The following is a 12,672-nucleotide window of genomic DNA, read 5'->3' as shown; positions in this document are numbered from 1 at the left end:
ATGAAGCAGCCCGTGCGCCCCCTGCTGCGCACTTTGCGCGCAAGGCTATCGGTCCTGTTCGCGCTTTCGACCTCGACGCTGCTGATATTCAACGGCGTCCTGCTGCACCGCGGCTTGCAAACGCGTCTCGAGGTCACGTCGGCGCGTGAAATGGCCACCATCCTCGCATCGCTGCAAACGCGCCTCCTGACCATGCCCAGCATTACAGCGGTCAGCGCCGATCGTGAGACCTGGCACAAGCAGGTGTACGGCCACAAGAACTTCGATATCGCCCTGTTCGACACGCGAAGCGCGCCGCTCATCCGCACTAGCGGCTATTGGCCGAACGCGGAGACGATGACCGTGCGCGCCGGCCTGGTACCCGTGAGCGTATCGGCCGGGACACAGCCGCTGCGTTTTCTGGTGGCGATGGCGCCGCTTGGCGGGTTGTCCGGCACTCAGGTGCGCGTGGTCGTGCAATACGACACGCGCGGCGAACGCGCGTTGCTGCGCGCTTATGCACTCAACGTGCTCGTTGTGATCACGGCCGGGACGCTGGTGAACGCGCTGCTTGCATGGTCGATTGCCCGCCTCGGGCTGCGGCCGCTGGCCTGTTTGACAGCGCGTGCCGAGCGGATCTCCAGCAGCCACCTTGCGCAGCCGCTGCCCGAGCACGACATGCCCGGCGAACTGAAGGAACTGAGCCGCGCCTTCAACCGGATGCTTGCACGCCTGCATGAATCGTTCACACGGCTCACGCAATTTTCATCCGATCTTGCACACGACATGCGCACCCCGCTCACCAATTTACTGGCCGAAGCGCAGGTCGCCCTGTCGCAACCGCGCTCAGCGGATGAATATCGCGGCGTGATCGAATCGAGTGTGGACGAATTCCAGCGGCTCGCGCGCCTGATCGACAGCATGTTGTTCCTCGCGCGTGCGGACAGCGGTCACCGCCGGCTGACGCTGCAGTCCGTCGATGCACGCAGCGAAGCGATGCGGATCGCCGGCTACTACGAAATCATGGCCGCGGATGCCGGCGTCGAGATCGTCGTATCGGGCAATGCGTGCTTCGAAGGCGATGTGCCGCTGGTGCAACGGGCGCTGAACAATCTGATTTCGAACGCATTGAGCCACGCGCCGCGCGGCAGCACCGTCAACATACAGTGCGGCGAGCACCGGCACTACGCTCAGCTGTCGGTGTCGGACACCGGTGCGGGCATCGACAGTCCGCATCTGGAGCGCATCTTCGACCGTTTCTACCGGGTCGATCCATCGCGGCACAACTCGGCAAGCGGCACGGGCCTCGGGCTCGCCATCGTCAAATCGATCATGGACGAACATCGAGGCGAATGCAGCGTGGAAAGCGTGGCACACAGGCGCACCACATTCAGTCTGCGGTTTCCGAAGCATGTGCCCGGCAGTTGAGCGAAGCTCGGCCCGGCACGTATGGGAGAGATCGAGCGGCAACCTGATCGTGCATGGCGGACTCTCAGTCCAGAAACTCCGCTGCCCGCTTGCGTAGCACCACGCCGAAATCGTCGAGCCAGCCGATCGACAAACGCCAGCTCTGCCAGTACAGATCGACATCGATGGGCTTGCCGGGCGCCATTTCCACCAGCTCCCCGCTCGCCAGATGCGGGGCGATCATGCGCTCCGGGCACATGCCCCAGCCGAGGCCCGTCACGCAGGCGCGCAAAAAGCCGGCGACATGCGGAATCCAGTGCAACGGCGGATCGAGTTCCGCGCGCGTGATGCGGCGCATGAAGCGCTTTTGCAACTGGTCTTTCGGATTGAAGTCGACGCACGGCGTGCGCCGCAAACTCTCGCGCGTAACACCGCCGGCAAAGTGACGTGCGAGGAAGTCCGGCGAACAGACCGCCAGATAGCGCATCCGCCCAAGACGCGTGGAGCGGCAGCCCTGCACCGGCTCGGCCTGCGTGGTGACCGCGCCTTGCACGCTGCCGTCGCGAATCCGCTGCGCGGTATGGTCCTGATCGTCGATCACCAGATCGAGCAGCATTTCCCGTTCTACGCAGAATTGCGCGACCGCGTCGATAAACCAGGTGCCCACGCTGTCGTCGTTGACGGCCACGCGCAGCGCCGGCCACGGTTCGACCAGCGCGCCGGGCAGCGCCGGCAGGCGGCCGGTCAGCTCCGCTTCCAGCAATTGCACGCGCTCGGTGTGGCGACACAGCAGCGCACCCGAAGTGGTCGCGACGCAGGGTTGGCCGCGCTTCACCAGCACGCTCCCCACGCGCTCTTCCAGCAGCTTGACCCGCTGCGACACCGCGGACGGCGTCACGTTGAGCTCGCTGGCGGCACGGTCGAACGAGCCGTGGCGCACCACGGCGGCCAGCGCGTCGAGCAACGCATAGTCGAGCATTAGCTTTCCTTAATCGGCATTAAGTGAATTAGCTTCTCTTATGACAAGCGAACCCGCAGACTAGCCCCGTTCGCTTCTCCCGTCTACTGGATCGACTATGAACTGGCTGTCTTTTTCTCACGGCGCCGCCCTGTGCGCATCTCTGATCGTCACCATCGGCGCACAAAACGCCTTCGTGTTGCGGCAGGGCATCATGCGCTCGCACGTCGGCAAGATCGTCGCGCTGTGCGCGCTGTCGGACTTCATTCTGATCGGCGCGGGCGTCGGCGGCGCTTCGGTACTGGTCGAGCGTTATCCCGTGTTCGTCCACGCCATGCTGTATGTCGGGCTCGCGTATCTGGCCTGGTTCGGGATCAACGCGCTGCGCCGCGCAGTGCGGCCGGAACACGCGGTGCTGGAAAGCGAGGCCGGCAGCGCGGCGCCCGTGCAGCGCGCCGTACCGATCATTCTGATGACGCTCGCCTTCACGTGGCTCAATCCGCATGTGTATCTCGACACGTTCCTGCTGATCGGCACGGCCGGCGCGCGCGAACCGGAAGGCGCGCGGGTTGCCTTCGCGCTGGGCGCGATGGCGGTCAGCGGTATCTGGTTCATCGGCCTGGGTTACGGCGCACGCGCCCTCGCGCCGCTCTTCAAGCGGGCAACGGCATGGCGCGTGCTGGATGGTGCAATCGGCAGCATGGTATTGCTGCTCGCGGTAACGCAACTGCGGTGAAGGCCGCGTCGTTCCGGCCAGTTACGGCTACCGCATTCTGGTTCGCTGACGGCAAAGCGTGCTGTCGGCTCTTCACTGTTTTCCGCCATACGCCTAGATGTACCCAAGCGCGGATGCCTTCAATGTAGCCGCTGCCCGAGTGGAACATTCGAGCTTCCGGAAGACGCTTTCCACATGCGTTCGCACGGTACTGGGGCTCAACTCGAGCGCGCGGGCAACCTCCTTGTTGCTCGCACCGAGACTGATATGTTTCAGCACTTCGGCTTCCCGTGGCGAAAGCAATCCTGTTTTCGGACTCCGTGCCCGGTCATCCTCAACGGACGCCCGGCAATCCCCGAGTTCCGCGGACACTGTTGCCTTGACCACTTCCGCGTCGAAGCGCCCTGCCCGCGCCTGCTCAGTGAGCAGAGCGGCAGCCTCATCCGGCGAGAACGCCGGCCTCCAGGGGCGAGCCGAGCGTAACGCGACCCACGCGGCGGCGACCGCGAGAATACGCGCTTCGCGTCCAATCGCATCGCCGGCACTGCTTCGGAAATAGCCTGAACCGTCGAGGCGCTCGTACGCGAAAGAAGCGATCTCCGATTCCCGGGCCAGCCCTTCGATCTGTTTGCCGGCACGCGCGGTCCAGTAGGGCACGAGGCGCACCTTCTCCCATGCGGCAGGGGAAAGCCCGCCCGCCGTGTTCCAGATCGCGTTGGGGACCGCCATGCGTCCCATGCCATGCAGCAGGCCCGCCACATACGCGCGGCGCCGCGCTTCCTCATCGGTGCCCAGACTTGCGCAGCAGGCGGCGGCCGTCCCGGCCACTCGCCGCGAATAGCCGGTCATCCATGGCAGCTTCAGGTCGATCACATCGGCGACGATCTCGGGCGCGCTGACAAGCTGCATCGCGTCCGTGCAGATGGGCTCATCACGACGTTGCGCGACCGAACGGTCGAGTTCTTCGAGCCATGCCGCTCCGCGAACCGCGGCAAGCCGCGCCAACTCCGCCGGATATTGCCGGCCCGCCTTCTGCGCGATCAACATCTGCGCGCGCTCCAGACCGTAGACCCGGCTCAGGATCTCGAGATCCCCGGCCACCGCGACCATGAACACCGCGGACGGTACGTCGCCGCCCGGCATCTGGCCCGGAAAACCTCCGCCATCCCAACTTTCGAAAATCCGCCGAAGCGCCTCCTGAGTCGCATCAGCCAGCCCGAGCATGTGAGCCACCTCACCGGAGACTTCGCAGTGGATCTGGGCGAGCGGCATGATCGCGGCGCCGACTTGCGCCGGTGATTCGCCGACACCGGCCCAGTCCGGCCGCATGGCGAGCATCGCCGCACGCCCGCCGATGTCGTCGCCGAGCCAGTCGGAAAAACCGGTTGCGTTCGCGGTGCAGCCAGACCACCTCAGAAGGGACACTTCCCTGACGACATCGCATTGCGCGCCGTCAAGACCGGCCTCCGCCGCGAGCCGCGCCGCGAGCCAGCCGGTGCGCGGCGAATGGTCGGTTGGCTGCCCCATGCTGAGGTCGCCAATGAACGCCAGCGCCTTGACAGCGTCCAGCACCCGGATTGCAGAAATGTCATGCATGGCTTTCGACCTTGTTGTCAGTACCCGCCCGTCCAGCCGGGCTGCGTCGAATCGGTCATTCGACCGCTCCAGGAAGCGGCCCGAATGGCGCATCCTCCAGTCCGCAAGTTACACGAGGCCGTCGTGGTACGTGCGGACAGAGAAGGATCGCATGATCCCCGCGCCCTTGCAGGCAGCCATGGCGCAACAGATCGGCGCGACGGTGGTCAAGGTCGACGCGAGCCACGTCGTCATGCTGTCGCAGCCGGCCGAAGTCGCGGCAGCCATTATCACGGCGGCTCGCACGGCGAAGTGAGGACGACAGGCTGTCGGGCGATCACGGTAATCGCGCCGATCGCCCGATGTGCCGGTGCGCTGAATGTCAGTGCCTTGTCAGCGGCTTTATCGGTGTCTCTACGTTTGCACAGCCCGCAAACGAAGCGCGTTGCCGATCACCGAGACCGAGCTCAATGCCATCGCGGCGCTCGCGAGAACCGGACTCAGCAGCACGCCTAGCCACGGATACAGCACGCCCGCGGCGACCGGGATTCCAATCACGTTGTACGCAAAGGCGAAGAACAGGTTCTGGCGGATGTTTTTCATCGTCGCGACGCTCAGGGCCCGGGCTCGCGCGATGCCTCGCAGGTCGCCCTTGACCAGCACCACGCGGGCGCTGTTCATCGCCACGTCGGTGCCGGTACCCATCGCAATGCCCACATTGGCCTGAGCAAGAGCCGGCGCATCGTTGACACCGTCTCCCGCCATTGCAACGATATGCCCTTGCTGCTGCAACTCCTGAACATGCCTGTACTTGTCCTGCGGCAGCACGCCGGCTTTGACGCCGTCGAGCGCCAGCGTTTTTGCCACTGCGTTGGCGGTGACGGGGTTGTCGCCGGTCAGCATGATGATCCGGATACCCGACGCCCTCAGCAACCGGACCGCCTCGGCGGTGGTTTCCTTGACCGGGTCGGCGACGCCGATATAGCCCGCGAGCGTGCCCTCGATTGCGAGGTACATGATGGTCTGGCCGGCTTCGCGCAGCCGGTCCACTTCCGTGCGTACGGCGGCGCAATCGACCTTCGTGTCGTCCATGAGCGCCGTATTGCCCAGCACTGCGCCGTGACCGTCGATCCGGCCGCTCACACCCTTGCCGACAATCGCATTGAATGCTTCAACCGGCCTGGTCTGCGCGTTTTTCTCCCGCGCCTCGGCCACAATGGCCTGCGCCAATGGATGCTCGCTCGGCCCTTCAAGGCTGGCCGCATAGCTCAGCACGACGGACTCCGACTGCTCCGCCAGCGCCACGACCGTTTGCACGCGAGGTTTGCCCTCGGTCAGCGTGCCGGTTTTGTCGACCACCAGCGTATCGACTTTCTCCATCAGTTCGAGGGCTTCCGCGTCCTTGATCAGAACTCCTTCCTTGGCGCCGCGGCCGACTCCTACGATGATAGAAACAGGCGTTGCCAATCCGAGCGCACAGGGGCACGCAATGATGAGCACGCTGATGGCGACGACCAGCGCGTTCGCAAGCGCAGGAGCCGGCCCGACGGCAGCCCACACCACAAACGAAGCGAGCGCGACTGCGAGCACCGTCAGCACGAACCAGCCCGACACCTTGTCAGCCAGCTTCTGGATGGGAGCGCGGGAGCGACCCGCCTGCGCGACCATCTGAACGATTCGGGCCAGCAGCGTATCCGAGCCGACCTTCTCCGCACGCATCAGGAACGTGCCGGTCTGATTGACGGTCGCGCCCGTCACCTTGCTGCCGGTACCCTTTTCCGACGGAATGGATTCCCCGGTAATCATGGATTCGTCGACGCTCGAACTGCCGTCCGTGACAACGCCGTCGACCGGAACCTTGGAGCCCGGTTTGACGCGCAGCAAGTCGCCCACGGCGACATCTTCCAGCGGCACCGCTTCCTCGGTCCCGTCAGACCTAACGCGAATCGCCGTATGCGGCGCCAGTTTGAGCAGATCCCTGATAGCACTCGACGTGCGTGAACGCGCGCGAAGTTCGAGCACCTGCCCGAGCAGAATAAGCGTGACGATGACGGATGCGGCCTCGAAATACAGCGGCAACTCATGGCCGCGCCGGAACGCCTGCGGCAACGTATCGGGAAAGAACAGCGCGAACAGGCTGAACCCGTACGCCGCGGCCACGCCCAGTCCGATAAGACTGAACATGTTCAGTTGCCACGTCCTGAAGGATGTCCAGCCGCGCTGCAGAAAAGGCCATCCTGCCCACAGGACGACCGGTGTGGCGAGTACTGCCTGGACGTACTGTGCCCACGATGCAGACATCCAGTGTGGCCGTGCCAGGCGGGCTCCGATTTGATCCACGACCGCGCCGAGGTCGAAAGATGAAACCATCGGCCCCATCGTCATCACCAGCAGCGGCACGGACAGCGCGAGCGCAACCCGGAACCGGTGCGTCATCGACTCGAGTTCGACGTTCCGCTCCTCGACCGCGGGCGGGGTCACGGGTTCGAGTGTCATGCCGCAAATCGGGCAATTGCCCGGCGCCGATGTCCGTATCTGCGGGTGCATCGGGCAAGTGTAGACGACGCCCGTCTCGCCCCCGCGTTGCGGCCCGGACGCTTGAGCGGAATCGATGGTTACGGAACCCGGTGAGTGAGCGTGGGCGTGGACGTGGCCGTGCGATTCAGACATGAAAAGCCCTCCGCGATGCGCTATTGGACATGCGCCGTATCGTTGCTGGATAACTTCCGGGTCCATTTGACCTGACGCAAGGAAGAAGCGTCGACGCGAATATTTACGGCGGGCAAAGCGAGCGGCGACGAAAAGCACCTCGCACAAGGCGCGCGCGCTTCGCCGGAGTCCACGAAGCGGCGCTTACGCGTTTACGCTTTTACTCTACTGTAACGGACTTCGCCAGATTTCTTGGCTTGTCGACATCAGTCCCGCGCGCGCACGCTGTATGGTAGGCAAGCAGTTGCAACGGCACCACATGCAGAATCGGCGACAACGGGCCGTAATGCTCCGGCATTCTGATCACGTGAATACCGGGCTCACTGCCGATCCGCGTGTCGGCGTCGGCAAACACATACAGTTCGCCGCCTCGCGCCTTCACTTCCTGAAGATTCGATTTCAGCTTTTCGAGCAGCGCGTCGTTCGGCGCGACCGTCACGACCGGCATCGCATCCGTAACGAGCGCCAGTGGGCCATGCTTGAGCTCACCGGCCGGATAAGCCTCTGCGTGAATGTAGGAAATCTCCTTGAGCTTGAGCGCCCCTTCCAGCGCGATCGGATAATGCGAGCCGCGCCCGAGGAACAGCGCGCTTTCCTTGCCGGAGAACTTCTCCGACCACGCGATGATCTGCGGCTCCAGCGCCAGCACGGCGTTCAACGCGGCCGGCAGATGGCGCAACTGGCGCACATAATCGGCTTCCTGCTCCGCACTCACCGTGCCGCGGATCTTCCCCAACGTCACGGCAAGCACGAACAGGCCGACCAGTTGCGTGGTGAACGCCTTGGTCGATGCCACGCCGATCTCGCGGCCCGCGTGCGTATGAAACGACAGTGACGTCAACCGCACCATTGCGCTCGTCGCCACATTGCAGACCGACAACGTATGAGCATGTCCCAGCGACTGCGCATGCTTCAGCGCGGCGAGCGTGTCGGCCGTTTCGCCGGATTGGGAAATCACGACCACTAGCGCCTCAGGATTGGGCACCGAATCGCGGTAGCGGTATTCGCTGGCGATTTCGACCTGCGTCGGAATCTTCGCGATCGATTCGAGCCAGTACTTGGCCGTCAGTCCCGAGTAATAGCTCGTGCCGCAAGCGAGAATCAACAGGCTGTCGATATCCGCGAACACGGCGGCTGCCCTCGCGCCGAACAGCGAAGCGTCGAGCGACTCGCCTTGCGGCACCGTGTCGGCGATAGCGCGCGGCTGCTCGAAGATTTCCTTCTGCATGAAGTGGCGGTATGGTCCGAGTTCGACGCCGCCGCCATACGCCGCCACGGTGCGCACTTCGCGCTGTACGTCGGCGCCCTCGCGGCTCACGACCCGCACGCGCTCCAGCGTCAACTCGCACACGTCCCCCTCTTCCAGGAAGATGAAGCGCTCGGTCTCGCCGGCCAACGCCAACGCGTCGGAGGCGAGGAAATTCTCGCCTTCGCCGAGGCCAACCACCAACGGCGAGCCTTGCCGTGCGCCCACCAGGAGATGCGAATGATCCTTGTGTTCGACCGCGATCGCATACGCGCCGTCCAGTTGCTTCACGGCTTCGCGAACGGCCTCGAACAGATCTCCGCGATACAGGCTGTGCACGAGGTGCGCGACCACTTCGGTGTCGGTTTGCGAAACGAACACGTAGCCCTTGGCCCGCAGCATCTCGCGCAACGGCTCGTAGTTTTCGATGATGCCGTTATGCACCAGCGCCAACTCATCCTTCGAAAAGATCGGATGCGCGTTGTCCGTGACCGGCGCGCCGTGCGTCGCCCAACGGGTGTGCGCGACGCCCGTGCCGCCTTCGAGATGCGTCTCGCGCGCCTGCGCGTCGAGATCCGCGACCCGCGCCGTGCTGCGCGCGCGGCGCGGGCCGGCGGCGGCCAGCACGGCGACGCCGCACGAGTCGTAACCGCGATACTCGAGACGACGCAGTCCTTCGATCAGAACCGGGACGATGTTACGTTGCGCTACCGCGCCGACAATGCCACACATAAAATTGCTTTCCCACGTGATGTTGTACCGGATGGGGCGAGCCGCCCCGGATCGAGCTGAGTTCGAGCTGAGTTCGAGTTGAGTCTCAGGCGTAACCGGCAGGATTGGTCGACTGCCAGCGCCAGTGGTCCGCGCACATCCGTTCGATGCCGTACTGCGCGCGCCAGCCGAGCAGCTTTTCAGCGGCGGACGGATCGGCAAAACAGGACGCCACGTCGCCTGGACGGCGCGCCACGATTTCATAAGGCACCGGCCTCGCCGATGTCTTTTCGAACGAGCGCACCACGTCCAGCACGCTATAGCCCTGCCCCGTGCCGAGATTCACCACAAAGCTCGCATCGCGCCTCACCAGCGCGTCGAGCGCGGCCAGGTGTCCGCGCGCCAGGTCCACCACATGGATGTAATCGCGCACGCCGGTGCCGTCCGGCGTGTCGTAATCGCCACCGAATACGCGCAGCTTCGCCAGCTTGCCGACCGCCACTTGCGCGACATACGGCATGAGGTTATTGGGAACGCCGCCCGGGTCTTCGCCGATCAGACCGCTCTCGTGCGCACCGACCGGATTGAAATAACGCAGCGTGGCGATACGCCATGACGGATCCGACACTTCCAGGTCGCGCAGCACCTGTTCGGCGATCAGCTTCGTCTGGCCGTACGGATTCGTGGCCGATAACGGAAACGATTCGTCGATCGGCGAGGTCTTCGGCACGCCATACACCGTGGCCGACGAACTGAACACGAACTGCTTCACATTGCGTGCGCGCATGACCGCGAGCAGCGTAAGCAGACTGCCGAGATTGTTGTCGTAGTACTCGATCGGCCTGGAGACCGATTCACCCACCGCTTTCAACGCCGCGAAGTGAATCGCGCCGGTCACCGGGTGCGCGTCGAAAATGTGCTGCAACGCGGCTTCGTCGCGTGAATCCGTTTCGTAGAACGCCACGCGCTTGCCGGTAATCTGCTCCACGCGTTTGAGCGACTCGCGGTTGCTGTTGACGAGGTTGTCGACCACGACCACGTCGTAACCGCCGTTCAGCAATTCCACGCAGGTATGCGAACCGATAAAGCCGGCACCGCCGGTTACCAGAATCGTGCCCTTCAAGACCATGCGAATTTCCCCTTTCTATCGATTCAACTCGAGCGGCTCGCCGCTCATTGCCGCCCGGTCAGACCCACGCCGACCGTCGCGAGTCCGCCGTCGGTCACGTAAGGCATGATTCCGGCTTGCGCGATGCGCGCGGTGGTTTCGGTTGCGCAGGCGTCGTCCGCGGGCGAGCAATAGTCGATGGCCAGCACCGGCAGCCTGTACTGACCGCGGACGGTCGCCGCCTGCGCGAGCAGCCAGTCGCGATCGGCCTGCGGCACTTCCGTATAGCGTTGCTTGCCGGCGTCCCAACCGCGATACAGCGATTCGAATGCGACCACGTAGGCAAGATCATGGACCTGCGGCAACACTTCGAAGCCCCGGTTGAAGATCAGCTTCGCTCGTGGATAGCGCGTCTTGATCGCGCGGATCACCCGCACCAGCCCTGCTTCCTGCGCGGCTCGCGTGGCAGCGGTTTTGGCGACCAGGTGATAGGAATCGAGCGTGTCGAGGAAAAAGCCGCGAAAGCCTTTTTTCCAGAGCGGCGCGATCACCTTGTCCACGAAAAACGCCGGCCAATCGGCGGCCGTCTGATCGACCACATGCGAAGCCCACGCTTCATTGACAGTCAGCAGCCAGGCAGACGGCATTGCGCTGTAATACGCGCGATGCGGGTTCACTTCACCCACGCTCACGTAGGCGAACCACGCGGGATGCGCTTTCGCGTGAGCACGCGGATTGAAGTGCGCGTCGGGATCGACCACCACGACATCGAATGCGGACAGTTCTTCTACCGGCGGATTCGCGCCGTAGTACAGCGCCACCGACGGTCCCACCGGAGCGTCCGCCGCGCCCTGCGCATGCGCCACCGAAGCCAGCGCGCTGAATGCGGCCATGCGCGCGAGCCGGCTCACACGGCGCAGCAGCGCGCGCAATGTGGAACATCGGTCGTGATCGTGCTCAGGCAAGCCCGGCTCCTCTTTCATGTTGTGCAGGCCAGCCGGCCCGCTTCAGGCGGCTGGTGCTAACTGCCCACCGGCAGGAACGACCACCAGCAGATACTATCGAGCGACGCAATCGAGATCGACGGACTGAACCCCGCCTGTTGCGCGGCCGTCCACGCGGTTTGCGCGGTCGAACTCGCCGTGCACGACGACACATAGTCGAGCGACCCTGCGAAGAACCCGTTGCGCCCGAGGTTCTGCTCGGTGCTTTGCCACGACTTCAACTGCTGCACCACCGACGTGCTCGTCGACGGCAGGAAGACCTGCTCGGCTATCACGCCGTCGATCAGCCACGGAAACGATACGCCTCCCGTCGTCCCGCCGATAGCCTGCACCGGCGCGGCATTGGGCACCAGCACAAGGTCCGGAAAGCGGTCGCGTAGTTGCTTGACGAGATCGAGGCCGCCTTGCGCACAGGCCGCATCGCACGGAGCGGTGGACGAACCGGCGCCGTGCCCGACGATCTCGAAGTTATCCAGCATGAAACCGTCGACACCGGTTGCCGCGAGCCGCGCCGCCACGTAGTTGACGAGCAGATTCTGATAGTCGGCATTGGCGGGATTCATCCAGTATTCCTGGAAGCCCTGATATTTGCTGATTTGCGCCGACGTATTCGCGCCACACGACACGAAGCCCGAGGGGACAGTGTTCCAGTAAGTGCGCGATTTCTCGCACGCGCCGAAATTCAGATAACTGAGCACTTTCGCGCCATCCGCCTTCAACGCCGCGATCTGCGCCGCGGAGAAGGCAGGCGTGCCGTTACCGGGATCCGCGTCGATCACGATCAATTTGAACGTGGCCGCGGCCTGGGCGATGTCGAGCGCGCTGCCCAGGCCGTAATAGGCCGCCCACACCGGCTGGGCCGGCAACGCGCGAGCCGCGGAGATCGCCGGCGTGGGGCTCATCGGCTGCGTGTTGGTATTCGCGTTGCTGTTCGCGTTCGTCGCGGGATTCGCCGAGCCGGTCGAATTCGCCGAATTGTTCGAGTTAGAAGAGGTGGAAGAGCTGGAAACGTTAGCGGAGTTAGCCCCGCTGCCGCCCGACCCACCTCCGCAAGCGGCCATCGAGCCAGTAGCGGCGATAGCGACAGCCGCGCCGATCCATCGACGCGCCAGCCGGCCGGCACATTGGACATTGAAAGCAAGGCGCGCGCGAGCGGCCCGCTGAAGCGGGCCAAAGTCATACTGAGGCATGTGGAATCCGAAGTCGAACGGTGTCAGGCCGAGGGCGCGGGCGCGCCGGTTCGCCTCCCCACGCGCGAGG

At 64.3% G+C, this 12,672-nt stretch carries 11 protein-coding genes; 4 read left to right on the top strand and 7 right to left on the bottom strand.

All coding sequences use genetic code 11. The features are described 5' to 3' along the window. Nucleotides 1-1,407: a heavy metal sensor histidine kinase gene (locus tag PDMSB3_RS06990; protein ID WP_165185538.1), complete on the top strand. Its 1,407-nt coding sequence runs from the start codon at nucleotides 1-3 to the stop codon at nucleotides 1,405-1,407. A 64-nt stretch (nucleotides 1,408-1,471) separates the two neighbouring features. Here PDMSB3_RS06990 and PDMSB3_RS06985 read toward each other — a convergent pair whose 3' ends face one another. Next, nucleotides 1,472-2,365, bottom strand: a complete 894-nt coding sequence (locus PDMSB3_RS06985; protein WP_007182435.1) for a LysR family transcriptional regulator ArgP — start codon at nucleotides 2,363-2,365, stop codon at nucleotides 1,472-1,474. Between the two features lie 97 nt (nucleotides 2,366-2,462). Between PDMSB3_RS06985 and PDMSB3_RS06980 the strand changes: the two genes are divergently transcribed. Further along, on the top strand, nucleotides 2,463-3,080 hold the full coding sequence (locus PDMSB3_RS06980) for a LysE/ArgO family amino acid transporter (protein ID WP_007182436.1): 618 nt from the start codon (nucleotides 2,463-2,465) through the stop codon (nucleotides 3,078-3,080). Between the two features lie 93 nt (nucleotides 3,081-3,173). Here PDMSB3_RS06980 and PDMSB3_RS06975 read toward each other — a convergent pair whose 3' ends face one another. Continuing rightward, nucleotides 3,174-4,655, bottom strand: coding sequence for an HD domain-containing phosphohydrolase (locus PDMSB3_RS06975; RefSeq protein WP_165185536.1), 1,482 nt, complete (start codon nucleotides 4,653-4,655; stop codon nucleotides 3,174-3,176). Between the two features lie 151 nt (nucleotides 4,656-4,806). Here PDMSB3_RS06975 and PDMSB3_RS38415 point away from each other — a divergent pair, with 151 nt between their 5' ends. Beyond that, on the top strand, nucleotides 4,807-4,950 hold the full coding sequence (locus PDMSB3_RS38415) for a hypothetical protein (RefSeq protein ID WP_197740219.1): 144 nt from the start codon (nucleotides 4,807-4,809) through the stop codon (nucleotides 4,948-4,950). Nucleotides 4,951-5,048: 98 nt separating this feature from the next. On the opposite strand, the gene PDMSB3_RS06965 is transcribed toward PDMSB3_RS38415, so the two are convergent. The 5 genes from PDMSB3_RS06965 to PDMSB3_RS06945 all read right to left on the bottom strand — a co-directional run bounded on the left by PDMSB3_RS06965 (nucleotide 5,049) and on the right by PDMSB3_RS06945 (nucleotide 12,314). Beyond that, complete coding sequence (locus tag PDMSB3_RS06965; protein ID WP_165185534.1) at nucleotides 5,049-7,304, bottom strand: copper-transporting P-type ATPase; 2,256 nt, start codon at nucleotides 7,302-7,304, stop codon at nucleotides 5,049-5,051. Nucleotides 7,305-7,503: 199 nt separating this feature from the next. After that, complete coding sequence (gene glmS, locus PDMSB3_RS06960) at nucleotides 7,504-9,321, bottom strand: glutamine--fructose-6-phosphate transaminase (isomerizing) (RefSeq protein WP_165185532.1); 1,818 nt, start codon at nucleotides 9,319-9,321, stop codon at nucleotides 7,504-7,506. 85 nt (nucleotides 9,322-9,406) lie between these two features. After that, nucleotides 9,407-10,429, bottom strand: a complete 1,023-nt coding sequence (gene galE / locus PDMSB3_RS06955) for a UDP-glucose 4-epimerase GalE (RefSeq protein ID WP_007182440.1) — start codon at nucleotides 10,427-10,429, stop codon at nucleotides 9,407-9,409. A 44-nt stretch (nucleotides 10,430-10,473) separates the two neighbouring features. Continuing rightward, complete coding sequence (locus PDMSB3_RS06950; RefSeq protein ID WP_327197001.1) at nucleotides 10,474-11,373, bottom strand: endo alpha-1,4 polygalactosaminidase; 900 nt, start codon at nucleotides 11,371-11,373, stop codon at nucleotides 10,474-10,476. A gap of 56 nt (nucleotides 11,374-11,429) precedes the next feature. Beyond that, entirely contained in the window at nucleotides 11,430-12,314 is an 885-nt protein-coding gene (locus PDMSB3_RS06945; RefSeq protein WP_232064130.1) for an endo alpha-1,4 polygalactosaminidase, read from the bottom strand. On the opposite strand from PDMSB3_RS06945, the gene PDMSB3_RS37790 reads away from it, so the two are divergent. Continuing rightward, on the top strand, nucleotides 12,304-12,576 hold the full coding sequence (locus PDMSB3_RS37790; protein ID WP_232064129.1) for a hypothetical protein: 273 nt from the start codon (nucleotides 12,304-12,306) through the stop codon (nucleotides 12,574-12,576). The two genes, PDMSB3_RS06945 and PDMSB3_RS37790, sit on opposite strands and share 11 nt — an antisense overlap. The last annotated feature ends 96 nt before the right edge of the window (nucleotides 12,577-12,672 follow it).

Origin of the sequence: Paraburkholderia dioscoreae (assembly GCF_902459535.1) — a bacterium.
Lineage (GTDB): Bacteria > Pseudomonadota > Gammaproteobacteria > Burkholderiales > Burkholderiaceae > Paraburkholderia > Paraburkholderia dioscoreae.
Note: the sequence above shows the minus strand (reverse complement) of the source record. Positions and strands in the feature narration are given on the sequence as shown.

Bases quoted from the DNA above. Each gene is read 5' to 3' on its own strand.
- PDMSB3_RS06990 (WP_165185538.1), top strand. From the start codon at position 1: ATGAAGCAGCCCGTGCGCCCCCTGCTGCGCACTTTGCGCGCAAGGCTA.
- PDMSB3_RS06985 (WP_007182435.1), bottom strand. From the start codon at position 2,365: ATGCTCGACTATGCGTTGCTCGACGCGCTGGCCGCCGTGGTGCGCCAC.
- PDMSB3_RS06980 (WP_007182436.1), top strand. From the start codon at position 2,463: ATGAACTGGCTGTCTTTTTCTCACGGCGCCGCCCTGTGCGCATCTCTG.
- PDMSB3_RS06975 (WP_165185536.1), bottom strand. From the start codon at position 4,655: ATGCATGACATTTCTGCAATCCGGGTGCTGGACGCTGTCAAGGCGCTG.
- PDMSB3_RS38415 (WP_197740219.1), top strand. From the start codon at position 4,807: ATGATCCCCGCGCCCTTGCAGGCAGCCATGGCGCAACAGATCGGCGCG.
- PDMSB3_RS06965 (WP_165185534.1), bottom strand. From the start codon at position 7,304: ATGTCTGAATCGCACGGCCACGTCCACGCCCACGCTCACTCACCGGGT.
- glmS (WP_165185532.1), bottom strand. From the start codon at position 9,321: ATGTGTGGCATTGTCGGCGCGGTAGCGCAACGTAACATCGTCCCGGTT.
- galE (WP_007182440.1), bottom strand. From the start codon at position 10,429: ATGGTCTTGAAGGGCACGATTCTGGTAACCGGCGGTGCCGGCTTTATC.
- PDMSB3_RS06945 (WP_232064130.1), bottom strand. From the start codon at position 12,314: ATGAGCCCCACGCCGGCGATCTCCGCGGCTCGCGCGTTGCCGGCCCAG.